The 24,031-nt window shown below is 71.3% G+C and carries 24 protein-coding genes; 13 read left to right on the top strand and 11 right to left on the bottom strand.

The features are described from left to right. Positions 1 to 25 precede the first annotated feature (25 nt). The 4 genes from ACFJGU_RS10360 (at position 26) to ACFJGU_RS10345 (ending at position 3,085) form a co-directional block, all read left to right on the top strand. Positions 26 to 1,237, top strand: coding sequence for an aminotransferase class V-fold PLP-dependent enzyme (locus ACFJGU_RS10360; RefSeq protein WP_382310080.1), 1,212 nt, complete (start codon positions 26 to 28; stop codon positions 1,235 to 1,237). Between the two features lie 35 nt (positions 1,238 to 1,272). Beyond that, positions 1,273 to 1,959 carry an HAD family hydrolase gene (locus ACFJGU_RS10355; protein ID WP_382310079.1) on the top strand — a complete coding sequence of 229 codons (687 nt, stop codon included), beginning with the start codon at positions 1,273 to 1,275 and terminating at the stop codon, positions 1,957 to 1,959. 213 nt (positions 1,960 to 2,172) lie between these two features. After that, complete coding sequence (locus tag ACFJGU_RS10350; protein WP_382310077.1) at positions 2,173 to 2,466, top strand: DUF3253 domain-containing protein; 294 nt, start codon at positions 2,173 to 2,175, stop codon at positions 2,464 to 2,466. A gap of 100 nt (positions 2,467 to 2,566) precedes the next feature. After that, complete coding sequence (locus ACFJGU_RS10345; RefSeq protein ID WP_382310075.1) at positions 2,567 to 3,085, top strand: hypothetical protein; 519 nt, start codon at positions 2,567 to 2,569, stop codon at positions 3,083 to 3,085. Between the two features lie 31 nt (positions 3,086 to 3,116). Here ACFJGU_RS10345 and ACFJGU_RS10340 read toward each other — a convergent pair whose 3' ends face one another. From ACFJGU_RS10340 to ACFJGU_RS10320, 5 genes are all read right to left on the bottom strand, one after another. Then, a complete protein-coding gene (locus ACFJGU_RS10340; RefSeq protein ID WP_382310073.1) occupies positions 3,117 to 3,878 on the bottom strand; it encodes an SDR family NAD(P)-dependent oxidoreductase in 762 nt (253 codons plus the stop codon). Positions 3,879 to 3,927: 49 nt separating this feature from the next. Further along, positions 3,928 to 4,134 (bottom strand): hypothetical protein, encoded by a 207-nt coding sequence (locus ACFJGU_RS10335; RefSeq protein ID WP_382310071.1) that lies wholly within the window; start codon positions 4,132 to 4,134, stop codon positions 3,928 to 3,930. A gap of 89 nt (positions 4,135 to 4,223) precedes the next feature. After that, positions 4,224 to 5,873: a hypothetical protein gene (locus tag ACFJGU_RS10330; protein WP_382310069.1), complete on the bottom strand. Its 1,650-nt coding sequence runs from the start codon at positions 5,871 to 5,873 to the stop codon at positions 4,224 to 4,226. Continuing rightward, a complete protein-coding gene (locus ACFJGU_RS10325) occupies positions 5,870 to 6,472 on the bottom strand; it encodes an RNA polymerase sigma factor (protein WP_382310067.1) in 603 nt (200 codons plus the stop codon). Before ACFJGU_RS10325 ends, ACFJGU_RS10330 begins: the two co-directional genes overlap by 4 nt. A 43-nt stretch (positions 6,473 to 6,515) precedes the next feature. Beyond that, positions 6,516 to 7,409: a sigma-70 family RNA polymerase sigma factor gene (locus tag ACFJGU_RS10320; protein WP_382310066.1), complete on the bottom strand. Its 894-nt coding sequence runs from the start codon at positions 7,407 to 7,409 to the stop codon at positions 6,516 to 6,518. 77 nt (positions 7,410 to 7,486) lie between these two features. Here ACFJGU_RS10320 and ACFJGU_RS10315 point away from each other — a divergent pair, with 77 nt between their 5' ends. Further along, positions 7,487 to 8,287 carry an SDR family oxidoreductase gene (locus ACFJGU_RS10315; RefSeq protein WP_382310064.1) on the top strand — a complete coding sequence of 267 codons (801 nt, stop codon included), beginning with the start codon at positions 7,487 to 7,489 and terminating at the stop codon, positions 8,285 to 8,287. Positions 8,288 to 8,358: 71 nt separating this feature from the next. Then, entirely contained in the window at positions 8,359 to 9,648 is a 1,290-nt protein-coding gene (locus ACFJGU_RS10310; protein WP_382310062.1) for a wax ester/triacylglycerol synthase domain-containing protein, read from the top strand. Between the two features lie 363 nt (positions 9,649 to 10,011). On the opposite strand, the gene ACFJGU_RS10305 is transcribed toward ACFJGU_RS10310, so the two are convergent. Next, positions 10,012 to 10,833, bottom strand: a complete 822-nt coding sequence (locus tag ACFJGU_RS10305; RefSeq protein ID WP_382310060.1) for a hypothetical protein — start codon at positions 10,831 to 10,833, stop codon at positions 10,012 to 10,014. Between the two features lie 181 nt (positions 10,834 to 11,014). Between ACFJGU_RS10305 and ACFJGU_RS10300 the strand changes: the two genes are divergently transcribed. After that, positions 11,015 to 11,320, top strand: a complete 306-nt coding sequence (locus ACFJGU_RS10300) for a hypothetical protein (protein WP_382310058.1) — start codon at positions 11,015 to 11,017, stop codon at positions 11,318 to 11,320. A gap of 24 nt (positions 11,321 to 11,344) precedes the next feature. Here ACFJGU_RS10300 and ACFJGU_RS10295 read toward each other — a convergent pair whose 3' ends face one another. Further along, a complete protein-coding gene (locus ACFJGU_RS10295; RefSeq protein ID WP_382310056.1) occupies positions 11,345 to 12,358 on the bottom strand; it encodes a TerC family protein in 1,014 nt (337 codons plus the stop codon). Between the two features lie 237 nt (positions 12,359 to 12,595). Between ACFJGU_RS10295 and ACFJGU_RS10290 the strand changes: the two genes are divergently transcribed. The 3 genes from ACFJGU_RS10290 to ACFJGU_RS10280 are packed head-to-tail and all read left to right on the top strand — an operon-like array spanning position 12,596 to position 14,697. Next, the gene (locus ACFJGU_RS10290) at positions 12,596 to 13,363 is read left to right on the top strand and encodes a histidine phosphatase family protein (protein WP_382310054.1); all 768 of its coding nucleotides are present in this window, start codon (positions 12,596 to 12,598) and stop codon (positions 13,361 to 13,363) included. A 9-nt stretch (positions 13,364 to 13,372) separates the two neighbouring features. After that, the gene (locus ACFJGU_RS10285) at positions 13,373 to 13,930 is read left to right on the top strand and encodes a DUF3090 domain-containing protein (protein WP_382310052.1); all 558 of its coding nucleotides are present in this window, start codon (positions 13,373 to 13,375) and stop codon (positions 13,928 to 13,930) included. Then, the gene (locus tag ACFJGU_RS10280; RefSeq protein WP_382310050.1) at positions 13,930 to 14,697 is read left to right on the top strand and encodes an SCO1664 family protein; all 768 of its coding nucleotides are present in this window, start codon (positions 13,930 to 13,932) and stop codon (positions 14,695 to 14,697) included. Before ACFJGU_RS10285 ends, ACFJGU_RS10280 begins: the two co-directional genes overlap by 1 nt. Positions 14,698 to 14,713: 16 nt before the next feature. Here the strand turns inward: ACFJGU_RS10280 and ACFJGU_RS10275 are convergent, their stop codons facing one another. The 4 genes from ACFJGU_RS10275 to ACFJGU_RS10260 form a co-directional block, all read right to left on the bottom strand. After that, the gene (locus ACFJGU_RS10275) at positions 14,714 to 16,153 is read right to left on the bottom strand and encodes an amidase (protein WP_382310048.1); all 1,440 of its coding nucleotides are present in this window, start codon (positions 16,151 to 16,153) and stop codon (positions 14,714 to 14,716) included. Continuing rightward, positions 16,150 to 17,310 carry a pyridoxal-phosphate-dependent aminotransferase family protein gene (locus ACFJGU_RS10270; RefSeq protein WP_382310047.1) on the bottom strand — a complete coding sequence of 387 codons (1,161 nt, stop codon included), beginning with the start codon at positions 17,308 to 17,310 and terminating at the stop codon, positions 16,150 to 16,152. Before ACFJGU_RS10270 ends, ACFJGU_RS10275 begins: the two co-directional genes overlap by 4 nt. Before the next feature lie 130 nt (positions 17,311 to 17,440). Beyond that, positions 17,441 to 19,501, bottom strand: a complete 2,061-nt coding sequence (locus ACFJGU_RS10265; protein WP_382310045.1) for a VWA domain-containing protein — start codon at positions 19,499 to 19,501, stop codon at positions 17,441 to 17,443. Further along, positions 19,494 to 20,876 (bottom strand): magnesium chelatase, encoded by a 1,383-nt coding sequence (locus tag ACFJGU_RS10260; protein ID WP_382310330.1) that lies wholly within the window; start codon positions 20,874 to 20,876, stop codon positions 19,494 to 19,496. Before ACFJGU_RS10260 ends, ACFJGU_RS10265 begins: the two co-directional genes overlap by 8 nt. A gap of 86 nt (positions 20,877 to 20,962) precedes the next feature. On the opposite strand from ACFJGU_RS10260, the gene ACFJGU_RS10255 reads away from it, so the two are divergent. From ACFJGU_RS10255 to ACFJGU_RS10245, 3 genes are all read left to right on the top strand, one after another. Continuing rightward, positions 20,963 to 22,006, top strand: a complete 1,044-nt coding sequence (locus ACFJGU_RS10255) for an FUSC family protein (protein WP_382310043.1) — start codon at positions 20,963 to 20,965, stop codon at positions 22,004 to 22,006. A 117-nt stretch (positions 22,007 to 22,123) separates the two neighbouring features. Beyond that, the gene (locus ACFJGU_RS10250; protein WP_382310041.1) at positions 22,124 to 22,765 is read left to right on the top strand and encodes a hypothetical protein; all 642 of its coding nucleotides are present in this window, start codon (positions 22,124 to 22,126) and stop codon (positions 22,763 to 22,765) included. Then, on the top strand, positions 22,762 to 24,030 hold the full coding sequence (locus tag ACFJGU_RS10245) for a serine/threonine-protein kinase (protein ID WP_382310039.1): 1,269 nt from the start codon (positions 22,762 to 22,764) through the stop codon (positions 24,028 to 24,030). The genes ACFJGU_RS10250 and ACFJGU_RS10245 overlap by 4 nt, the downstream gene beginning before the upstream one ends. The last annotated feature ends 1 nt before the right edge of the window (position 24,031 follow it).

Here is a 24,031-nt window from a genome sequence, read left to right as displayed (position 1 = left end):
GAGGACGGTGTGCCGCGCTGCTGACATGCCCGGCACGTCGACCGGCGCGTCGACCGGCACGTCAACCGGCGCGTCGTCGGGCGCGTCGGTGGGCGCAGAAGGACCCGGCACGGCGACCGCATCCGCGGCACTCGTCGCGTACGACGCCGAGTTCGCAGAGGCGCCGCTGTACCTGAACCACGCCTCCTACGGTCCGCCGTCGCGCGCCGTGGAACGCACGGTGCACGAGCTCGTCGCGGCAGCCGTTCGGGGAGCCCCCGCCGGCGACCTGCACGCCGAGGACGACCGGGCCCGCGCCGTCATCGCCCGCCTCACCGGCACGGCGCCTGAGCGCGTCGCCCTCACCACGAGCACCTCGCAGGGCCTGCTGCAGACGGCGTTCGGCCTGCGCGGCGAGGTGCTGGTGAGTCTCGACGAGTTCCCCGCGAACGTCTACCCGTGGCGCCGCGCCGAAGAGGCCGGGCGGCTGCGGCTGCGTGCGCTGCCGTCGTCCGGCGTCGAGCCGGCTCCGGTCACGCCCGAACGGGTCGCGGATGCGCTCACGCCGGCCGTCAGCGCACTGGCCGTCAGCGCGGTCGACTTCCGCACGGGCTACCGGGCCGACCTCGCCGCCCTGCGCGAGGTGATCGGGCCCGACCGCCTGCTCGTGGTCGACGGCATCCAGGGCTTCGGAGCGACCGACACTGACTGGTCGCCCTCCGACGTGCTCGCCGTCGGCGGCCAGAAGTGGCTCCGCTCCGGGTGGGGCACGGGCTTCCTCGCCTTCTCGGAACGCGGGCTCGCAGCGGTGGCTCCGGCACTCGGGAGCTGGGCCGGCGTGCTCGATCCGGTCGACTACGACGGTCTGCCGCATCCCGCTCGCCCCGATGCCGGGCGGCATGCCATCACGAGCCTCTCGCCGTTCGCCACCGGCGCCCTCGCCAGCGGCTTGGAGCTCCTCGAACGCACCGGGGCGGCGCTCGTCGCCGAGCGGGTCGCGGATGCCGCTTCACGGCTGATCGATGCCGTCGACGCCGCCGGTCTGCCGCTGCTGTCACCCCGCGAGCCGCAGCGCCGGGCGGGGATCGTGGTCGCCGGGTTCCCCGACGGCGGAGCGCCCGGCATGCACGCCCGCCTGGCCGCCGCCGGGGTCACCGCGACGCTGCACGGCCCGACGCGCATCCGCTTCTCGCCGCACGCGACCACCACGGCGGACGCGATCGCACGGCTCGCCGAGCTGCTGGCCCGCGAGACCTGAACGCCGCTTTCGCCCGATCGGTGGTTCAGTGACGTATGGGAACCTCATCCGCACTCCGGGCCGTGCTGTTCGACATCGACGGCACGCTGATCGACTCCAACTACCTGCACGTCGACGCCTGGACGCGCGCCTTTGCCGATGTGGGGGTCGCGGTGGACGCCTGGAAGGTGCACCGCTCGATCGGGCTCGACTCGGCGAAGCTGCTCGACGCACTGCTCGGCGACCGGGCGGAAGCGCTGGGCGACGAGGCGAAAGAGCGTCACACAGCGCACTACGAGGAGCTCCATCCGCGGCTGCGCCGCTTCGAGGGAGCGCGGGAACTGATCGAACGGCTGAGCGAGTCGGGCGTGCGCGTCGTGCTCGCCACCTCGGCTCCGCCCGAGGAGTTCGAGGTGCTCCGCGCCTGCCTCGACGTCGACGACCTGCTGCACGCGGCGACGACCGCCGACGACGTGGAGACGGCGAAGCCCGATCCCGACATCATCGGCGTCGCGCTGGAGCGGGCCGGCGTGCCGGCGTTCGAGGCGGTCATGATCGGCGACACGCGCTGGGACGCGGAGGCCGCCGGACGGGCGGGCGTGGGCTCGCTCGGTGTGCTCTCGGGTGGGATCGGTTCGGCCGAACTGCTCGAGGCGGGCGCTGCGGAGGTTTTCGACGACGTGGCCGCGATCCTCAAGGCCGTAGCGGACGGCGGCCCGGAGCGGCTCCTGAGCGCCGGGTGACGCGCGGGCGGATGACGCCTGCCGGATGCCGCGCCCGGACTGATGTCCGTCGATCTCGCCGAAGGCCGGTGCCGAATCCGGGAACGGGCGTAGCGTCGAGCGCAATCGACGACACGACGCAACCGAGGACACGAGGAGAGACGCGCATGAGCGATCCGAAGCCCGAGCACACCACACCTGACGAGGTGGACCCCGACGAGGGAACCGCACCCGATGGCACGCCCGTCGAGAACCCCTCCGGCTGAAGACCCGGCCGTCGACACCGACCGCCGCCTGGAGGTCGCCATCCGCGACCTCCTCGCGCGGCGTGCTCCCACCTCGACCATCTGCCCCTCGGATGCGGCGCGCGCCGTGGGCGGCGAGGAGTGGCGCGACCTCATGGAGCCGGCCCGTCAGGCCGCCCAACGGCTCGTCGAACAAGGCGAGGTGGTCATCACGCAGAAGGGCGAGACGGTGGATCTCGCCACCGCTCGGGGTCCGATCCGCATCCGTCGCGCGTCCTCCTGAAGGCGCGCGCGCCGATACCCCGAGCCGGCACTTGACCCCTCGCCCGCGGAGGACTTGACTGGCCGCACGATCCCAGAGAAGCGACTCGAAGGGGAGGCGCATGATGGACACGGCAACCTACGCAGGCACCGACATCGCGGGCCTGATGCACGCGGCGCGGGCGGAAGCGCGACGGGTGATGGAGGCCAACAAGGGCGACATGGTCAGCGAGCACAAGGCCATCCTCGACCGGCTCGAAGCGGCCGATCTGATCTCCGACGAGGAGGTGAAAACACTCCTCGAGCTCTACCGCATCGGCTACGAGGCGGGCGAGGGCAAGTCCGACGTGCAGCGCGCCTTCTTCGAGTCGCGCGCGATGTACGACCGGATGGCGGCGACCGGCAAGGCCAGCCCGGTGGCGATGGTGGTGGCGTCGGCGGCCGTCGGCTCGTTCGAGGTCTCGCCGGGCGATGACGGTTCGACCACGGTCACCATCGCGAAAGTGAGCTATGGATCGAGCCTCGCCGGCATCGGCGCGGGCATCGGTTCACTGCTCGGCGGACCGGCCGGCGGCGTGCTCGGCGGCGCCATCGGCGGCCTCCTGGGCGGCATCGTCGACGACAAGAAGAGCAAGAAGTAGGGGACCTCGGGGCACCCGCGCGCGAGGTGGGTCAGTGTTCCTCGGGGTCGCGGCCCTGGGCGGAACGGCCGCCGTCGACGGGGAGCACCGCACCCGTGATGAAGGCCGCCGCGGGCGAGAGCAGGAACGCGACCGTTCCCGCGACCTCGTCCGGGGTGCCCACGCGGCCGAGCGGATGCAGTGCCGCCATCTGCTCGTCGATGTCGGGATGGTCGCGGCGGTACGCCTCGTAACGCGGCGTGCTGATCGACCCGAGGGCGACCGCGTTCACCCGGATGCCGTCGGGCCCATGATCGACGGCGGTGGCGCGCGTGAGACCCTCGATCGCCGCCTTCGCCGTGGCGTAGGGCAGCGCGCCGCGCACGGGGCGCTGCGCCTGGTGCGACGAGACGTTGACGATCGCACCCGGTCGGCGGTTCCGGAGGAAGTGGTTCACGGCCGCGTGCGTCCCGGTGACGGCGAGCCGCAGGTTTGTGGCGATCAGCGCGAGCACGGCGTCGGGAGCGGATGTCGCGAACCCCGCATCGCGCAGCACGGCCGCGTTGTTCACCCATCCGCCGAGCGGCGCCATCGCCTCCGCCACGGCGATCGCCTCGGCGGTCACCTCCGGATCGCCGGCGTCACCGACCACGAACTCGATCGGCCCGGCGGCCTGGCGCAGATCACCTCGTCCGTCCTGGACGTCGATGACGATTACAGGCCCAAGGGTGCTGAGATGCTCGGCGATGACGCGCCCGACCCCCTGGGCGCCGCCGGTGACGACGAAGGAGGTGCGGGCATCCGCTTCGGTCATGCGTCAAGCCAACAGCAGAACGCCGCCGCGCGCCAGGCGCCGCTTCCCGTCAGAAGGAGCCGAAGCGGCCCGATCCGGAGCGGTGGGCGAGGCTGACCGCGGCCATCTTCTGACCCTCCTCGTGCAGGCGGCCGGGCTGATCGCGGGAGTCGAGCCGCTCCTGGTAGTCGCCCGCACGCCGCTGCCGGATGCCCATCGCGGTTCCGATGCCGGCCACGATCGCCGCGAGGGCGCCGATGGTGATCCAGAGTCCCATGAGTTCCTCCTCGTCGTCGGGAGTGGTGCTCCTATTCTCCGGCGCCGTCGTCGACAGGTGACGAACATCCATCGGATTGTCAGGGACGCTCAGCCGATGCCTGTGAGTCGCGTCCCCGCCCACGACACGAGGTGACCGCCGAGGAAGTCCCACGACTCACCGGAGGCGGCCGGGATCGTCCAGAGCACCTCGCCCGTGGCGGCGTCGTACGCTGAGCCCGTTCCCTCGGCGACCCCGTAGACGTTCGCGACGCCGGCCGCCTCCCAGGCGTTCTCCGGGATCGCGGGGCCTTCGCTGAGTGATCCGGTGGCCAGATCGTACGAGCAGGCGGCCGCCCCGCCCGACCCGGGCAGCACGACGGTGGCGGCCGGCTCGTTCAGGCGGAACGAGAATTGCGGGAGCTCGGTGTCGGCGCCGCATCCGGTCGCCACGGTCCACGCTTCGACGCCCGTCAGGGCGTTCACGAGGGTGAGCGACTGCGGTGAGTGCACCATCAGCCATTCGCTCGGCGCATCCGAGCGAAGGCGATTGGCCAGCGCACCGGGGACCCCGTCGGACGTGAGCACCGGATCGATGCGCGTGCCGACCGGGAGCTCGCGTTCCCAGAGGTGGTTGCCGTCGGCGTCGAGGCCGACGACGGATCGGTCCGCGGTCGAATCGGTGAAGCGCAGCGCGTAGTCGGCGGCGTATCGGTAGTACGTCGTCGCTGGGCGATCCGTCACCTCTCCGGTGTTCACGTCCACGATCGCGATGTGCGAACGCAGATCGGGTCCTTCCGCACCCGTGAAGTAGTCGAACGGGACGAAAGTGGCGGGATAGGGGGTCTCGGCCGAGCGGCTGATCTGCCCGAAGGTTCCGGCGAGCGTGGTGCTCCACACCGGCCGATCGAGGGTTCGGGGATCGACCCGCTCCACGATCCCGGAGCCGACCAGGCCCGCGCCATCCGGCCCTCTCGCTTGCAACCCCAGCACGATCTCACCGGAATCGCCGGGCACCGTGGCGAAGGAGTACTGCAGGTCGCCGGCGCCGTCGAGGTGCGGCGCGAACGCGGCGAGGGTCTCACCCGTGGCGACGTCGATGACTTCGTTCACTCCCTGGCCGAGGTTCTGCGTGCTGACGAGCGCGCGACCCGAGGTGCCGAGCAGGGTCACGTCCACGGGATAGCCGGGATTCACGGCATCCCACTCCCGCGACCACACGATGGTCCCGGCCGCGGTGTCGACGAGCGTCAGCGACATCCGGGTGGCGGTGAAGTCGCAATCGGGCCCGGGCGCGTCGCTCATCTGGTCGGGCCCCGCCTGGAAGAGGGCGAATCCGTCCGCGATGTCGTAGGCGTTCCGGATCTCGCACTGCCGACCGCTGCCCGGCAGATCGAGCTGCCAGGCTCCGCTCGAGGAAGCCGAGTCGATGTCGTGCGGAGGGATCGGGTCGCCGGTCACCACGGGCCCGGCGACGGGCGTCCCGGGCGTCGACGTGGGCGTCGCCTCGGGTGTCGACGTCGGGGTCGGCGACGCCTCGACGACCGGCGTGCCCGCCGGCGCGGGGAAGATCGGCCCGCCCGTCACGGCCAACGCCACGCCCCCGATGCCGAGCGCGCCGGCGAGAGCCGCCACGATCGCGAGCACGGCGATGCGGACGTGGCGCCGGTGGTCGCGGCTCGGGGACTGTTCGACGTTCTCGATCAGCATCGTGCGGATGGCGTCACTGCGCCCCTGGTCGAATCGTGGTGTCGTGTTCATCGGGCACCTCCCGCAGGGCTCGTGGACTGGCCCAACAACTCAGTGGTGTGGGCGGAGAATCGTTGCTTGGCTCGCGAGAGACGCGATTTGACGGTGCCGACCGGGACGCCGAGCACGGCGGCCGCCTGGCCGGTGGTCAACTCCTCGAGCACGCACAACGTGATGACGTCCTGGTCGGCCTTCGCCAGCCGCGCGAAGGCCGACCGCACCTTGGCGTCGCGATCGGCGTGGTCGATCCGCTCCCCCACCACCTCGGCATGGTCGGGTGCGTCGTCGGTCAGCGATGGCCTCGGGATGCGCTCCAACAGCTCCCGGTGTCGCCGCCGGCTGCGCGCCAGGTTGCGCACCACGTTGTTGGTGGTGACGAGAAGCCAGCCGATCACGGAGGCGTCGACAACGCGCACCGAGTCACGTCGGCGCCAGGCTTCCAGGAAGACCAGGGCCGTGACGTCTTCGGCGTCGTGCGGCTCCCGGATCAACCGGAGCGCCTGGCCGAAGACCCGGTCGCGGTGCGCGTCGAAGATCGCCGCGAAGGCCGAGGAATCGCCACCCCGGGCCGATGCCCAGATGGCCGCCTCGTCGAATTGGTCCGTCCCCATATCCTCTAGTGTCCGCTCGCCTCGAAAGGGTTCCATCCTCCCGTCACCCGAGGGCTCGGTGCACGGCGAGGGACTCGAGGCGACGGGGATCGGCCAGGACGTGGAGGCCCACGATGCGGTTGCCGGCGAGGTCGAAGGCCATGATCGAGACCACGCGATCGTTCAGCACGGCCGCCACTCCGGGCAGGCCGTCGATGAGCACCGGCGTCGAGTGGGCGGCGAGTCGGGCCGAGAGCACGGCCTGCGACGCGATCGAGGCGGCACCCTCGATCCGCTGCGTGCTCGTGCCGAAGTCGGCGTGCAGCACCGCGTCGTCGTCGAGGAGGGCGAGGAGTGCGGTGAAGTCGCCGGCTTCGGCCGCGAGCAGCCAGGCGTCGACGATGCGCCGGCCGGTCGCCCGGTCGACGGGTGAGGGGGTCGCGGATGTCGCATCCGTCTCGTCCACCTGACCCCTCACCCGCCGGCGGCCGCGCGACGCCAGCTGCCGCGCCGCATCCGGCGAGCGCTCGAGCACCTCGGCGACCTGGTCGAAGGGTTGCCCGAACACGTCGTGCAGCACGAAGGCGATGCGTTCGGCCGGACTCAGTCGCTCGAGCACCACGAGCAGCGCCACGCTCACCCCGTCTGCTCCCGCCGCGACATCCGCCGGATCCGGTGTGACCGCCACCGGCTCCTGGGCCCATGACGTGACCTGCCACGACCGCTCCCGCGTGCGGCGCGGCGCCCGCAGCAGGTCGAGGCTCACGCGCGACACGACCGTGGTGAGCCAGGCCTCCAGGTTGCGGATCTCGCCGTCGTCGACCCGCTCGAGCCGCAGCCAGGTCTCCTGCACCGCGTCGTCGGCGTCGGCCGTCGATCCGAGCAGCTGAGCGGCGATCGCCCGCAGCCGCGGCCGCTGCTCCTCGAAGCGTCTCGCCAGGTCCGTCCGGTCGGTCATGTCACATCTCCCCGCGTTCGATCGTCACCCTCTCGACGAACCCCCGCACGCAGTTGTGACATGGAAGGAAGCCAATCATGAACGCCCCACTTCTCGTGACCGGCGGCACCGGCACCATCGGACGCCGAGTGGTGCCACTGCTGGTCGACGCCGGCCGCACCGTCCGAGTACTCAGCCGCCACCCCGGCGCCGACTCCCCCGGCATCGAGCAGGTCGAGGGCGACACCGTCGCGGGCCGGGGTCTGGATGCCGCGCTGTCCGGTGTCGAGGTCGTGCTGCACCTGGCCGGCGGCGCCAAGGGCGACGACGTGGCCGCGCGGAACCTCGCCACGGCCGCCCGCGCCGCCGGGGTGCGGCACCTCCTCCTCATCTCGGTGATCGGCGCCGACCGGATGCCCATCGGCTATTTCCGAGCGAAGGCCGGCGCCGAGCGCGCGGTCTCCGAATCGGGACTGCCGTGGACGGTGTTGCGGGCCGCTCAACTGCACGACTTCGTGCTGCCGGTCGCGCGCGCGATGGCCCGACTTCCGCTGCTGCCGGCGCCGACGGGCCTCCGCTTCGAACCCGTCGACCGCGACGAGGTCGCCGCGCGCCTGGCCGAACTCACCCTCGGCGAGCCCTCCTGCCGCGTACCCGACCTCGCCGGGCCGGAGGTGCTCGACCTCCCGCACCTCGTCGCCGCGTTCGGGGAGGCGCAAGCCGGCGGTCGCCTGCGCCGACCGCGTCGGCGGGTGCCCATCCGCTTGCCGGGCGCTGTCGGGCGCGCCTACCGAGCCGGCGACAACCTCGCGGCCCCCAGCGCCCAGCGCGGTCTGATCACCTGGCAGTCGTTCCTCACCCGCCGAGCTGCGGACAACTCGGTTCCCGCGCGACGATGAACTCGCGCGCCGGCCGCGCCGGAGAAACACAGGGTTCTCGATTGACCGGCAGCGCGCCGTAGGCTGACCGCATGGCCGACGAAGGCGATCGTCTCTCCGAGGATGACGCGCGCATCCTCGCGCTCGAATCCGCCGTGCTGGCCGGCCACACGCTGAAGCTCATGATCCTCGCGCCGGGAACGCCGCTCGACCTCGAGGCGCTTCGCCGCTCTGTGTCGGCCCGGCTCGCCGAGCAGCCCCGCGCGACCCAACGCGTCGTGACCGACAGCGCCGGCGAAGCCCGCTGGGTGCCCGCCATCGGCTTCGACATCACGCAGCACGTACGGCGCCGGGCGGGCACGGAGTGCGCCACCCCGGACGACCTGCGTCGCATCCTCGGCGACCTGATGTCGGAGCACCTCGACCGCTCGCGCCCGCTCTGGACGCTCGACCTGATCGGACCCCTCGCCGACGGCACCGAGGCGATCGCCGCCCGCCTCCACCACGCGATGGTCGACGGGATCGCCGGCCTGCGCTTCCTCGAAGGCATCCTCCTCGACCCGCGGGACGCGCCGATGCACCCGGTGGGGACACGTGCGTCGGAGGACGAGGACGCCCGACGCGACGAGTGGCGACGGATGCCGGGCGTGGTCGTGCGCGAACTCGTCCATCCGGGATCGCGGTCCCCCTTCGACCGACCGATCACCATGGCGCGGGAGGTCGCCTTCACCGCGGCGCCGCTCGACGGCCTCAAGGCGATCGGCGCCTCCCGGCCGGCCCACGCCACGGTGAACGACGTGCTGCTGGCCGTCGTCTCCGGCGGGCTGCGCACCTGGCTGGACGAGCACCACCCAGGCCTCGACCTCCGGGCCCGGGTGCCGGTGAGCCTCCATCACCGCGACGAAGACACCACGGCCCCCGGCAACCGCGACTCCTTCATCGATGTCGACCTGTTCCTCGCCGAACCCGATCCGCTGCGCCGACTCGACCGCATCAGCGCTCGCACGCGCACCGAGAAGCAGCGCGACGACGCCGCACTCCTCTACGACCTCTTCCACGCGCTCGGGCGTCTGGGCCGAGCGGGCGAACTCGCCGAGCGGATGGCCGGCAGCGCTCGCGAGTTCAGCGTCGCGATCTCGAACGTGCCCGGCCCTCGTGACCCGGTCGCGGTGGCCGGTCGTCGTGTCGAGCAGCTCTTCTCGTCATCCGAACCGGCGGCACACCACGCCCTCCGCGTCGCTGCGATCTCCAACGCCGGCGAGGTGGGCATCGGCTTCTGCACCGACCCCACCGCGCTGCCCCGCGTGCATGCCTTGGCCGACGCGGTCGCCGCCTCCTACCGCGACCTGTCCCGAGCCGCCGCCTCCACTCCCGGAGCTTGACGCACCCCGTCGGCACTGAATCGCGCGTTTTGGCGGATTCGAGCTTTGGGGTAGCGCCAAAACGCGCGGCTCAACAGAGTTTCTCGGATGGACTCGCCCGAGCCACCGCCTCCGCCCGCCCGCCCGCCCGCGACACCCTCACTGAACCGCACGTTTTCGCGGATCCAAGGTCCGATGTGGCGCTAAAGCGTGCGGTTCAGCGGAGTCTTCGGGTGGACTGGTCCGAACCACCACCTCGGGTGGCGCGCGACACACCCGCGCCGTCGGCGCTGAACCGCACGTTTTGGTGGATTCGAGGTCTGGGGTAGCGCCAAAACGCGCGGCTCAGTGGAGGTCTCGGGGGGAGGGGCGGACGGATGGGCGTCAGCGGCGGAAGAGGTCGCCGAGGCCCGGGATCTCGAAGCCCGACGCCAGGTCTCGCACGTGATCGCCGAGACCCGCGACCTGGTCACCGAGGCCCGAGACGGTCTCGCCCGCACCGGCCGCCAGCTCATCGACGCCACCGGTGAAGCCGTCCACGCCACCAGCGACGCCCTCGACGCCACCCGCGAGCCCCTCGACACCGCTGGTCAGACCCTCGACGCCATCCGTGAGGCCGCCGGTGACACCTTCGATACCGCCGTTCAGATCGCCCGCGAGGCCCTCGACGCCCCCGGTGAGCGCCTCGAGGTCGACCCCAGCGGCCAGCGCGTCGAAGTCGACGCCCAGACTCGTGGCCTGCTCGAGCAGCGGACCCGCCACCGAACTCACGACCGCGCCGCCCGCGACCGCCGCGAGCATTCCGCCGGCGGCGAGCCCGGCCCCCGCGACGGCACCTCCCGCCAGCGCACCGCCGGCTGCTCCGCGCATCCCGGTCCGCGACCCCAGCGTGCCGCCCGCGACGGCACCACCCGCCGGGGCAGCCCCCGCAGCTCCTGGCACCCCGGGCCGCGACCCGAGCACCCCGCCGCCAACGGATGCACCTCCGCCGGGCGCGCGCGAGGAACCCTGCGCCCCGCCTCCCACCCGGGCAAGCAGCCCACGCAGGAGTCCGGGCCGGCTCATCTCGGTGCGGGTCGCCGCGCGAGCCAGGTCGTCGGGCTGCGACGAACGGGGCTGCTCGTGCGCCGGGAGTTCGGCCCGCATCCGCTCGTCGATCTGAGCGCGCTGCGCCGGCGTGAGCCGCTCGAACGCTTCGCGATGCACCTGCTCGATCTGGTGCGGGTCGGCGGTCTGCAGCAGGTAGTCATAGCGGGCGATCGCCGCACGATCCGCGGGGTCTGCTGCCGCGGCCGTCGCACCGGCGCCGACTTCGGAGGTGGCAGCGAGGGGCGCCGAAGGCGTCCCAGCGGGCGACGCGGAGGGCGCTGTCCGCCCCGAGGACGTCGTGGCCGGGGACGCGGAAGGCGTGTTCCGCCCCGAGGACGTCGCGGAAGGCGCTGTCCGCCCCGAGGACGTCGTGGCCGGGGACGCGGAAGGCGTGTTCCGCCCCGAGGACGTCGCGGAAGGCGCAGGTCGGACCGGCGATGTTCCAGCGGGCGCAGGCGATGCGCCGGCGGGCGCAGGTGACGACGCCGACGCCGCACCATCCCCTGTCAGCGCGCCGGCCGCGTTGCGCACGACGGAGCGCCAGTCGCTCCCCCCGCCCCGCGCATCCGGAGTCGACGATCCGGTCTTGTCGAGGGCCTTCTGAGCGAGGCCAAGCAATCGGCTGAGGTCAACCATGGAGTGCCTTTCGTTCTTCGTCGAGGTCGGGAGTCGTCGGAGTGGCGCGGCGCCGGGTCGCCACGAGGCTCGCCACGGTGGCCACGGCGATGGTGGCGCCGATGAAGAGCAGGGAGAACCAGATCGGGATCTCGGGAATCCACGAGATGTGCTCTCCGCCGTTGATGAACGGCAGCTCGTTCACGTGCAAGGCGTGGAAAACGAGCTTCACGCCGATGAAGGCGAGGATGACGGCAAGCCCCTGCGAGAGGTAGACCAGTCGCTCGAGCAGCCCGCCGATGAGGAAGAACAGCTGTCGCAGCCCCATCAGCGCGAACGCGTTGGCCGTGAACACGATGTAGGCCTCGCTGGTGAGCCCGTAGATCGCGGGGATCGAGTCGACCGCGAATACGAGGTCGATGAACCCGATAGCGATGATGGTGAGCAGCATCGGCGTCACGAAGCGCGTGCCGCTCTTCACGACCGTGAGCTTGTCGCCGTGGTACTCGTCGGTCACCGGCAGGTGACGACGCACGAAGCGCATGAAGCGCCCGTCGGCGGGGTTCGAGTCGTGCGACCCGAACGCCTGGCGCCAGGCCAGAAAGAGCAGCAGCGCGCCGAACAGGTAGAAGATCCACGAGAAGTTCTCGATCAGCGTCGAACCGGCCGCGATGAAGCCGCCGCGCAGGATGAGCGCGATGACGATGCCGATCATCAGCACCTTCTGCTGGAACGCCTTCGGCACCGCGAAGGCGCCCATCACCAGCAGGAAGACGAAGAGGTTGTCGATCGACAGCGCCTTCTCGGTGAGGTAGCCGGCGAAGTACTCGCCGCCGTACGTCCAGCCCGAGAAGACGCCGATCCCCACACCGAACAGCAGGGCGAGCCCGATGTAGAAGGTCGACCACCGCGCGGACTCGGCGATGCTGGGCTCGTGGGGCTTCCGCACGTGGGCGAAGAACTCGTAGACGAAGAAGAGGATCGTAACGGCGATCGTGACGATCCAGATCAGGGGCGTGACCTGCATGGAGACTCCAAGGGGTAGGCGTGAGCAATGACGCCAAGGTCTCCTCCGCTCCGCCTGCGCGGAACCGGTGGCCCGAGATGCGAGTGCATCCGTATTGACGAGCCGACCGCAGTCGGGAGTACTCCCCTTGTGACTCCAACGCTAGCGCAGCCGGCCCCCTCGCTCCGAACCCACGACCGGATTCAGACGATCTCTTCAGGGACGGCATTCCACGAGCCCGCGCCTAGGCTGGCAGACATGGCCACTGTCATCCTCGTGCGGCACGGACGCACCACCGCGAACGTCGAGGGCGTACTCGCCGGGCGGGCGCCGGGCGTCGAGCTCGACGCCGTCGGGCGGGAGCAGGCCGCCCGCACAGCCGAGCGCCTCGCCGTCGTGCCTCTGGTCGGCGTGGTCTCGAGCCCTCTCGAGCGCTGCCGCCAGACCGCCGGATTCATCCTCGACCGACAGAGCGGCGAATCGGATGCGCCGCTCGGCATCGACGACGCCCTCACCGAATGCGACTACGGCGACTGGCAGGGTCGCACCCTCCGCGACCTCGCGAAGGAGAAGCTCTGGTCGGTGGTGCAGACGCAACCCTCGGCCGCCGTGTTCCCGGGTGGGGAGTCCCTGGCGGGCATGCAGGCGCGGGCGGTCGCCGCGATCCGCCGCCACGACGCCGCCGTCGAGGCCGAGCACGGGCCCGGCGCCGTGTGGGTGGCGGTGAGTCACGGCGACGTCATCAAGTCGATCCTGGCCGACGCGCTCGGCATGCATCTCGACCTCTTCCAGCGCATCAGCGTCGGTCCGGCATCCGTCTCCATCGTGCGGTACGGCCCGAACCGGCCCGATGTGGTGTCGACGAACACCGACTCGGGCGACCTCTCCTGGCTCCGCGCCGCGCCCCCGGCCGCGGACGCACCGGTCGGCGGCGGCGCAGGACCGGCCACGCGCGCCGGCGACGTCGGCGACGCCACCGACGCCGATCCGGCCTCCACTCAGCCGCCCGCGGCCGAGCGCTCCTAAAATATCCCCATGCCCACAATCGCTCACGAGTTCGACTGGCCCGATCGCGTGGTCATCGGCACGGTCGGCAACCCCGGATCCCGCACCTTCTATCTGCAGGTGCGCGACGGTCGCCGCGTCGTCAGCGCCGCACTCGAGAAGGAGCAGTCGGCCCTGCTGGCCGAGAAGATCGACGAGATCCTCGACGAGCTGATGGTGAACGAGGGCAACCCGTTCAGCGTGCCGGCCACGACCCCCGTCGAACTGGTCGACAACGATCCGCTCGACCAGCCGGTCGACGAGCAGTTCCGCACCGGTGCGATGGGTCTCGGATGGGATCCGTCGACCGCCCAGGTGGTGCTCGAGGCCTATCCGCTGATCGTCGTCGACGCCGACGAGGTCGACGCCCTCGAGGAAGACGACCTCGAGCCCGAAGAAGTGCTGCTGGTGCGGATGCCGGTGGGCACCGCCCGCGCGTTCGCCAAGCGCACCCGCGAGATCGTGGGCGCCGGTCGTCCCCTGTGTCCGCTCTGCGGCACCCCGATGGATCCGGAAGGCCACGTCTGCCCCGAACCTGACGACCGGTGATGACGGAGGCCGAAGCGATCGACGGCGAGCTCGAACTCCTCGGGCGCATCACGACGGCCTCGAACGCCACGTTCCTCGGGCGCATCGGCGACACCGAGGTGGTCTACAAGCCGATCGCCGGCGAGGCGCCGCTCTGGGACTTCCCCGACGGCAACCTCGCCCATCGCGAGGCCGCGGCCTATCTGGTCTCGGAGTCGTTCGGCTGGAACGTCGTGCCCCGCACCTGGCTGCGCGACGGCCCGTTCGGCCGGGGCATGGTGCAGCTCTGGCAAAACGTCGACCCCGATCAGGATGCGGTGGACCTCGTCGCCTCCGAGGCCGTGCCCGAGCAGGGCTGGCGCCAGGTCTTCGACGGCCGCGACGAGAGCGACCGCCCGGTCACTCTCATCCACGAGGATTCGGTGGCGCTCCGCCGGATGGCGGTGTTCGACGTGGTCGTGAACAACGCCGACCGCAAAGGCGGCCACGTGCTGCCCATGCCCGACGGCCACCGCTACGGCGTCGACCACGGATTGACCTTCCACGTCGACCACAAACTGCGCACCGTGCTCTGGGGCTGGCTCGGCGACGATCTCACCCCCGACGAACTGGCCGCGATCGAGCGCGTGCGGGCCGACGTCGTCGGCGAGCTGGGCGCATCCCTCTCGGCCCTGCTGACCGACTTCGAGATCGGCGCGTTCGCCGCCCGCCTCGATCGCCTCCACGCCCGGGCCGTGTTCCCCGCCCCGTCCGGCGAGATGCCGGCGATGCCCTACCCCCTCTTCTGAGCGACGGAGACCGTCGTCAGCTGTGCGGCGGGCGGAGCCCTGACCAGGGTCGCGCGCGTTCGAAGGCCGCTGCCGCACGGAGCACCCGCGCGTCGGCAAGATGGCCGCCCGCGATCTGCAACCCGACGGGCAGCCCGGCCTTCGTGACGCCCACCGGCACGGACACCGCCGGTGTCCCGGTCAGGTTGGCCGGGTAGGTGTTGATCCAGCCCAGGATGCGGTCGCTGAGCGGGGTGCCGTCGAACTCGGGCGGCCCGAAACGATCCGCCGGAAATCCCGGGATGCGCACGGTGGGGCTCACGAGCAGGTCGTGGTCTTCCATGAAGGTCGCGAACGCCCGGTACACGGCACTGCGCTCGAGGTCCGCCGACGCGATCGCGGCGCCGGACTGGCGGGCACCGGCGCGCACGAGTTCGGCCAGCTCCGGATCGACGCGGCCGGTGCGTTCGAGCTCGGCCCAGTCGTAGGCATCCAGGTCGGGGGCGTAGGCCGGGAGCCACACACCGTTCCACATGGCACGCTGCGGGTCGCTCCACCGCGGGGAGGCGTCGACGACGGCGGCCCCGAGCTCGGCGAACGCCGTCACCGCGGTCTCGCAGAGGTCGAGGATCTCCGGATCGGTCGCCTGCTCGCCGAAACCGAGATCCGGCGACCAGGCGATCCGCCATCCGGCCAGATCGCCCTCCAGCGCGGCGGCGTAGTCCACGCCGTCGCCCGGCAGACTCAACGGGTCGACCGCATCCGGGCCCGCCTCCACGCTCATCATCAGGGCGATGTCGGCGACCGTGCGGGCGAGGATGCCGTGGCTGAGGAAGGTGGCGAACCGCGTCGGCAGCAGCTCCTGCGGGATGCGGCCGGTGGAGGGCTTGAAACCCACGATCCCGCACATCGCGGCGGGCACCCGGATCGACCCGGCCCCGTCGCTGCCGTCGGCCACGGGGGTCAGCCCGGCCGCGACGGAGGCGGAGGCGCCGCCGCTCGAGCCGCCGGGCGAGCAGTCGAGGTTCCACGGATTACGGGTGGCGCCGTAGAGGTGGTTGTCGGTACCGCAGTGGTACCCGTTCTCGGGCAGGTTGGTCTTGCCCATCAGAAGACCGCCCGCAGCGGCGAGCCGCGCGGCCACGACGGAGTCGTGATCGGCGACGTGCCCGGCCATCGCCGCCATCGCCCCGGTGTGCGGAAGCCCGGCCACCGCGGTGCTCTCCTTGAGGGAGTACGGGACGCCGGCGAGCGGACCCACGTCGTCGCCCGCGGCGATCCGCCGGTCGAGGTCCCGGGCGCGCTCGCGCACCTGCTCCTGGTCGACGTACACGAACGCGTTCAGATCCGGATCGAGCCGCTCGATCCGTTCGAGGAAGTGCTCGGCCACCTCCAACGCGCCGAGGCGCCGGGTCGCGACCTCCCGGGCGATGTCGGTGGCACTCATCCAGGTGAGTCCCGTATCGGTCGCGCTCACGCGGGGCCCGCCGACACCACGGCCATCGCGGCTTCCACGCCGGCACCGAGGTCCACGTCGACGCCGAGGTCGCGCAGTCCGCTGCCGAGGGCCGTCAAGCCGATGATCGGATACAGTCCGGTCGCCGTCGGTCCCATGTGTGCGATGTGGATGATGTTGCCCGCCGTGAGGCCGGTCGAGAGCATCACGCCGTAGCGCTCCCGGATGTGGGCGCTGAGCTCCGAGTGCACCACGCCGTCCGGTACACGGACCGCGGTGATCGGGTTCCCTGCTATCGCATCGGAAACCGGCCAGAGTTCGAGACCCATCGCGCGCACCCCGGCCCGCGTCACCGCGGCGGCGTGCGCATGCCGGGCGATGGCGTTCTCGATGCCTTCTTCGAGCAACGCATCGAGCGCCGCTTCGAGGCCCACGACGTCGGTCACGGAGGGGGTGAACGGGAAGGTGCCGTTCTCCAGCCACGACGTCTTCCAGTCGATCAGCGACAGATAGGAGTAGCGCGGTGCGTGCTCGTTGCCGAGGATGCGCTCCCACGCGGCCGGACTCACCGAGCACATGGTGATTCCCACCGGGCCGCCGAGGCACTTCTGGCCACCGGAGATGCAGACGTCGAGCTGCCACAGATCGGCCTCGAACTCCACGCCGCCGATCGACGACAGAGCGTCCACGAGGGTGAGCGCGCCGTGGCGACGGGCGATCGGGCCGATCCGCGAGCAGTCGGAGAGGGTGCCCGACGGTGTCTCCGAGTGCACCACCGTCACCAGCTCGATCTCCGGATGCGCCCCGAGATAGGTGTCGACGTCATCCGGATCGACGGCGTCGTCGTAACCCACCTCGATCTCGTGCACCACGCATCCGTAGCTCGTCAGCCACTGCCCCATTCCCTTCCCGTAGATGCCCTGCACGAGGTTGAGCACGTGCATCCCGGGCCGGGTGAGCGATCGGGCGGCACCTTCGAGTCCGAGGATGCCTTCGCCCTGCAGGAGGAGCATGTCGTTCTCGGTGCGGAAGAACGCCGCAGCCTTCTCGGCGGTGCGCCTGAACGTCTCGAGGAAGGTGGGATCGAGGTGGTACACCAGCTGCGACCCCAGAGCATCGAGCGTGCGGGCCGACGCGGGTGTGGGCCCCGCCGTCAGAGTGAAGTCAGGGGCTTTCACGCGGATTCCTCTCAGAGAAGCTCGAAATCCTTCTCACGATACAATCCGACCGTCGCATGATGTAAACACTTGCGGGCGATGTAACACACTGTTCACACCCGCGATGCGCCCACCGCACAGTGGGGGTGGATCAGCCCCAGCGACCCCAGCCGCGGCCGAACATGTCGTCGAAAGAGCCGCCGGAAGCGCCGAAACCGTCGTCGCCGCGCCGCGAGCCGAGATACGACCCCACCACGGCCGCGCCCAGGTCGTCGAGCTCGGGTGCCACGACCGTGCCGCCGACCCGCTTCGCCATCGACGCGATGAACCGAGCCAAGCCGGGGTCCTCGCCCAGGCGGAAGAACGTGGTCTTCGCACCCAGGCGCATCGAGTTGTCGAGTTCACGGACGGCGTAGGCCACGGTGAGCGGATGCGGCGGGTAGGTGAAGTAGACCTCCCCGTTCGCCTCGAGGTGCGAGGTCGGCTCGCCATCGGTGACGATGAGCAGCACCGGCTGGGCGTTCGGATGCTTGCGGAAGTGGCGGTTCGCCAGCAGCAGAGCGTGGTGCAGGTTGGTTCCCTTGTCCCATTTCGCCTCGAGGGCGGTGAGCTGCTCGATGTCCATCACCTCGGCGTGCCGACCGAAGCCGATGAGTTGCAGGTCGTCGCCCCGGAACCGGCTCGTGATGAGCGTGTGCAGGGCGAGTGCCGTGCGCTTCATCGGCACCCAACGGCCGTCCATCGCCATCGAGAAGGAGGTGTCGACCAGCAGCGCCACGCAGGCCTGCGTGCGGTCTTCGGTCTCCTGCACCTCGACGTCGCCGATCTCGATGCGGACGCCCGCGCCGGCTCCCGCCACCCGACCCTCGCCCGCGGCGCGGGTGACGGCGTTGGTGATCGTGCGCGTCACGTCCCACGGCTCGGTGTCGCCGAAGGCCCACTCGCGCGTCGCGCCGGAGAGGTCGCCCGCGGCGCCCGCCTGACGAAGATCACGGGCGCCCTGTCGGCCCGACATCCGCTCGGCCACGTCGCGCAGCAACGCCTTGCCGAGCTGCCGCATGGCCTTGGGGGTCATCTTCAGCTGCCCGTCGGAGCCGCGCTTCATGGTGCCGGTGTCGCGGAGCGCCTTCTCCAGCTGCTGCAGGGTGCGCGCGTCCACGGCCGCCTCGTCGCCCAGCTGGCGGGCCAGTTTCTCGAGATCGAGGTCGTCCATCCGCGACCCCTCGTAGGACTGCGAGAGCTGCTCGGAGAGCTGGTCGAGGTCGGCGAGGTCTTGGAAGACGCCGGTGCCGTCGCCGAGGCCGAGACCCTCCGCGCCCTCCATCTCCTCCGAGCCGCCCCAGTTCTCGCCCGGGCGCAGGTCGCGCAGGTTGCCGTCGAGCTGGGCGAGCGACTGCATCAGCTCGGGCGAGCCGAAGGCCTGCTGGGCGAGCGCGTCGAGTTCGTCGCGCTGTTCCTGGGTCATCGAGTTGCGCATCCGCTGCGCCGCCGCCGCGCGCTGGGCGAGGGTGTCGAGCAGTTCGTCGATGTTCTGCGGGTTCTCGGGGAAGTACTGCCCGTGCTTCTCCATGAACTCGTCGAACTGCTCCTGCGTGTCGTCGCCGCGTTTGTGGGACTCGAGCAGGGCGTTGAGATCCTGCATCATCTCGGTGATGGCGGCCCGGTCCTCGTCGGTGGCGTTCTCGAGGGCGTCCTTCATGCCGGCGAAGCGCTGGTCGAGCATCTCCCGCCCGAGCAGGTCCTTGATCTTCTCGAAGTCGGCGCGCGCCTCGCTGCTCTTCCAGTCGTAGCCGTTGAGCTCGCTGACCGCGGCGGCCGGGGACGGCGGCAGGTTGTCGAGCTGCATCTGCGCCAGCGCGCGGTCGCCTTCGTCCATCAGGGCGTCACGGGCGAGCTGCTTGCGCTCGGCGAGGACGGCCTTGTCGAGCAGCTCCTTGATCTCGCGCAGCGTGCCGTCGAGGTTGTGCTTCTGGGTGAGCTCGCGCCGGCGCTCGGCCACCCGGCCGGCCAGATCGTCGAGTCCGGACTGGTCGCGTCCGCCCCGACGCAGGAACTCGCGCAGCGCCTGCTCGGGCGAGTACCCCGCCATCACGTCTTCGCCGATGGCGTCGAGCGCCTCCTTCAGGTCGACGGGCGGCGCGAGCGGATCGGGCCCATCGACGTACTTGCCGTACCGCGACGCCCGGGTGAGCCGCCGATTCACCCTAGCCATAGACCGTCTCGCCCCCGGCGCTGTCCTTGCTGATCTTGCGGGAGAGGTAGAGGCCCTCGAGAGCGAGCTCGATCGCGCCGGCCCGTTGCCCGTCGTTCGTGGCGCCGAGGCGGTCGCCGATCTCGTCGTACAGTTCGGATTCGCCGAGCGACGGCAGCCCCGCGAGGAAGTCGCGCGCGGCCACCTGCTCCCCGGTGGTGACCATGATGCCGCTCTCCATCGCATCCACCAGCAGCGAGAAGTCGATGCCGCGGAAGTGCGCCCGCACGGTCTCGGCGGTGGCGGTGCGCAGCAGGTGGTCGAGGATCTCGTCTTCGCGCCCCTCCTCGCCCGACTCGAACTCGATCTTGCCGCCGAGCACGTCGACGGCGGTCTCGAGGTCGACCGGACGGGCCACGGCCTCGGCCTCACCCTGCCGGGTGGCACGGTGGATGGCGGCGGCCGCGATGGTCTCGGCACCGGCGATCGCGAACCGGGCGCTCACGCCGCTGCGCTGGTCGACCGCGTTCGACTCGCGGAGGGCTCGGGTGAAGCGGGCGAGGATCTCGACCAGGTAGTCGGGCACCTCGGCCACCAACTCTGCCTCCTGCCGGATGACGGCCACCTCGTCGTCGAGCTCCGTCGGGTAGTGGGTGCGGATCTCGGCGCCGAACCGGTCTTTCAGCGGCGTGATGATGCGGCCACGGTTGGTGTAGTCCTCGGGGTTCGCGCTCGCCACCACGAGCACGTCGAGCGGCAGGCGCAGCACGTAGCCGCGGATCTGGATGTCGCGCTCCTCCATCACGTTGAGCATGGCGACCTGGATGCGCTCGGCCAGGTCGGGCAACTCGTTGATGGCCACGATGCCGCGGTGGCTCCGCGGGATGAGCCCGAAATGGATGGTCTCGGGGTCGCCGAGCGAGCGGCCATCGGCCACCTTCATCGGGTCGACGTCGCCGATCAGGTCGGCCACGCTCGTGTCGGGGGTGGCGAGTTTCTCGAAGTAGCGCTCCTCGCGCGGCCGCCAGTCCACCGGCAACTCGTCACCGAGCTCGGCGGCACGGCGACGGCTCTCGCTGGTGATGGGCGAATACGGATGCTCGCCCAGCTCCGACCCGGCGATCACCGGCGACCACTCGTCGAGCAGTCCGCTGAGCGTGCGCAGCAGACGCGTCTTGCCCTGCCCGCGTTCGCCGAGCAGCACCACGTCGTGCCCGGCGATGAGGGCGCGTTCCAGCTGCGGGATGACGGTGGACTCGAAGCCGTGCAGCCCCGGCCAGGGGTCTCGACCCTCGCGGAGGGCGGTGAGCAGGTTGTCACGGATCTCGGCGCGCAACGTCTTCTCGACGTGTCCGGAGGCCCGGAGTTCGCCGACCGTTGCAATGGTTGGACGCATCACCTCTGCAACGATACGCCGCGATTTCGGGGTCGATGTCACTCTCGGCGAATGCTCTGCCAGGCCTCACGCGGCACACTGGAACGATGGCGGGCGCGAGCGGATTCCGGAGCCTCCTGCACCTGGACGGGGCGGGATGGCGGTGGCCGGTCGCGCTCCGGGCGGGGCTCGCGGTGGCGCTGCCGATCGCGGTGTTCGCGCTGCTGGGGCACACCGCATCCGGACTCCAGGCGAGCGTCGGCGCGTTCACGGCGATCTACGTCGCGAACGCGCCGGTGGTCGAGCGGATGCGCGTGCTTCCGGTGGTCGGTTTCGCCCTCGTCCTCTGCGCGGCCGGCGGGGCCGCCGCCGCCGTGTCGGACGTGCTGACCGCGGCCGGGCTGCTGCTCGTGGCGGCCGCGGCGAGCATCCTCTGCTACGGATTCCGGCTCGGGCCGCCCGGCCCCGTGTTCTTCCCGCTGGTGTTCGGAGCGGCCGCGCACATCACCGCTCCCGTCGACGGCGCACGGCTGGTCGACCCCGTGACGTTCGTGGCGCTCTTCGCCGGCGGGTGCGCGCTCGCCTATCTGCTGGCGATCTCGCCGATCGTGCTCCCTCGGGCACGGCGGGCACCGGCGAAGACCCTTCGGCAACGCTTCGCCGGGCCGAGCTTCGCCGAGCCCGTCCGCACCCTCATCCTGCGCTCGGTCAGCGTCGCCGTCCTCGGTGCCGCCGCCTCGTTCGTCGTCGACACGGAACGGGCGTACTGGATCGTCTGCGCCGGACTCGCGATCGTGGCCGGGGGAAGCGGCCGGCAGCTCACCCTGACGCGCGGGCTGCATCGAGTGGTGGGAACGCTGGCGGGGGCGTTCCTGTATCTGGCCGTGGCGGGGCTCTCGCCCGCCGGACTGTGGCTCGCGGTCGTGCTCGGGGTGCTTCAGTTCGCCGTCGAGATCTTCGTGGTGCGCAACTACGCGCTGGCGCTGCTGTTCATCACGCCGCTCGTACTCATCATCACCGGCTCGGCGGCGGGCCCGAACGCGAATCCCGTGGGCTACGCCGCCGAGCGCGTGCTCGACACCGTGGTGGGGGCCGCGCTGGCCGTGCTCGTGACCCTGCTCTGGCACGAGCACCGCCGCCCGGAGTCGTGAGGCCCGGAGCGCCCGCCCTTCTTTCGACACCCGTAGCTCTCGCATTCGCGAGAACGAGCCGCTATCTTGAATTTCGACGTTTCGTACCACTCAATCGACGAGCACCAGGGCGAATACATGACCGCAGGGCAGGTGGGCTCTCCGCCTCCACGCCCCCGCGCCTGGCCCGTCGTCCGCTGGATCCTCCGCGGCCTGCTCGCCGCCGCCCTGGTCGCGCTCGTGGTGCTGATCGTGGTGCGGCAGACCACCTCGACACCGCTGGCCTCGCCGGAGACCACGCCCGCCACGACGACGGCGCCGAGCGCGACACCCAGCGCCACCCCCAAGGCGACGCCGACGCCCACGCCCACACCCACACCGGCGGAGACGACACCGGCCGACCCGGGCACGGCCGGCGGAACGGGAGGCGAGGGAGCTCCTCCGCCACCGGCGAATCCGGCACCGGTCATCACCTCCTTCGGTGGCACCAACGCGGTGATCTGCCCGACGCCCAGCGAAGCGCCCGCCCCGGGCGCCGGTCAGGTCGAGCCGCCGACGGTCAGCCTGTCGTGGACCGGCACCGGCGCGGACAGCGCCTTCTTCGGCATCGGCACAGAAGACGCCCAGGCCGAGCCGTTCTCCGGCGTCGGCGTGAACGACTCCATCGCCGTGGACTTCCAGTGCCCCCAGGGCAGCCAGATCTACACGATCACACTGGTCGGACCCGGCGGCGCGACCAGCCGCACCGTGACGGTCAACAACAACGGGTACACGGGATGACCCGCGCCCCCGCCACCCCGCCGCGCCTGGCCGGATTCGACTACCTCCAGACCATCGGATCGGGAGGATTCGCCGACGTCCACCTCTACGAGCAGCACCTCCCCCGTCGGCGGGTGGCGGTGAAGGTGCTGGCCACCGACGCGCTGGACGATCGCGCGGTCGAGCACTTCCGCGACGAGGCCAACCTCATGGCGCAGCTCTCGACGCACCCGTCGATCGTGACGATCCACCAGGCTGGAATCGCCGAGTCGGGCCAGCCCTACCTGGTGATGGAGTACTGCGCACAGCCGAACTTCGGGTCGCGCTTCCGCACCACGCCGATCCCGGTCACGGAGGCTCTGGCGGTGGGCGTGCAGATCGCGGGCGCCGTGGAGACCGCGCACCGCGCCGGCATCCTGCACCGCGACATCAAGCCGGCGAACATCCTGGTGACCGACTACCACCGGCCCGCCCTCGCCGACTTCGGCATCGCCGGAACGCTGGGTGGGGCGCCGACGGTCGATGCCCTCTCGGTTCCCTGGGCCGCTCCCGAAGTGCTGACGGAGGAGGCGACCCTGCGGGTCTCGTCCGACGTCTACGCCCTGGGGGCCACGATCTACAGCCTGCTCGCCGGCCGGGCCCCGTTCGAGATCCCCGACGGCGACAACGCGCCCGAGGCGATGAGCGAGCGCATCCGTTCCGCGAGCCTTCCCCCGATCGGCCGCGCGGATGTCCCGCCCGCGGTCGAGGACGCGATCGCAGTGGCCCTGTCCTCCTCTCCGTCTGCGCGCTATACCTCGGCGCTCGCCTTCGGCCGCGCCCTGCAGCGCGTGCAGGAGCAGCTGGGCTTCTCGGTCACCCCGATCGATGTCACCGACGACGCGTTCACCCGGGCGCCGGGGTTCGAGGACAGTCGGTCGCGCTCGGTCGACACCGGTGGTGTGCCCGCCACGGCCGCGGTCGCCGCGACGGCGCCCACCGCCGTTCCCCCGTTCCCGACCGGAGCACCGGCCACGCCGATCCCGCCCGTGCCGACGGGGAGTCACCCGGCATCCGCGGCATCCGCGCCGCCACCGCCCGCACCGGCGACACCGTCCGCACCTACGGCGGCCCATACCGTTCCCCTCACCGCGCCGCTGGAATCGACGGTGCGACGTCCGGCCGCCACCGCCCCCGTCTACACCGCCCCGGTGGTGAAGAAACCCGTCTGGCCGGGGGTCGTTCTCGACGCCGTCCTCGTGGTCGCGGTCGCGGCAGCAGCCGCCGTCTACCTGATCGGCGGCTGAG

It is taken from the genome of Herbiconiux sp. UC225_62 (assembly GCF_042694625.1).
Classification (GTDB): domain Bacteria; phylum Actinomycetota; class Actinomycetes; order Actinomycetales; family Microbacteriaceae; genus Herbiconiux.
Note: the sequence above shows the minus strand (reverse complement) of the source record. Positions and strands in the feature narration are given on the sequence as shown.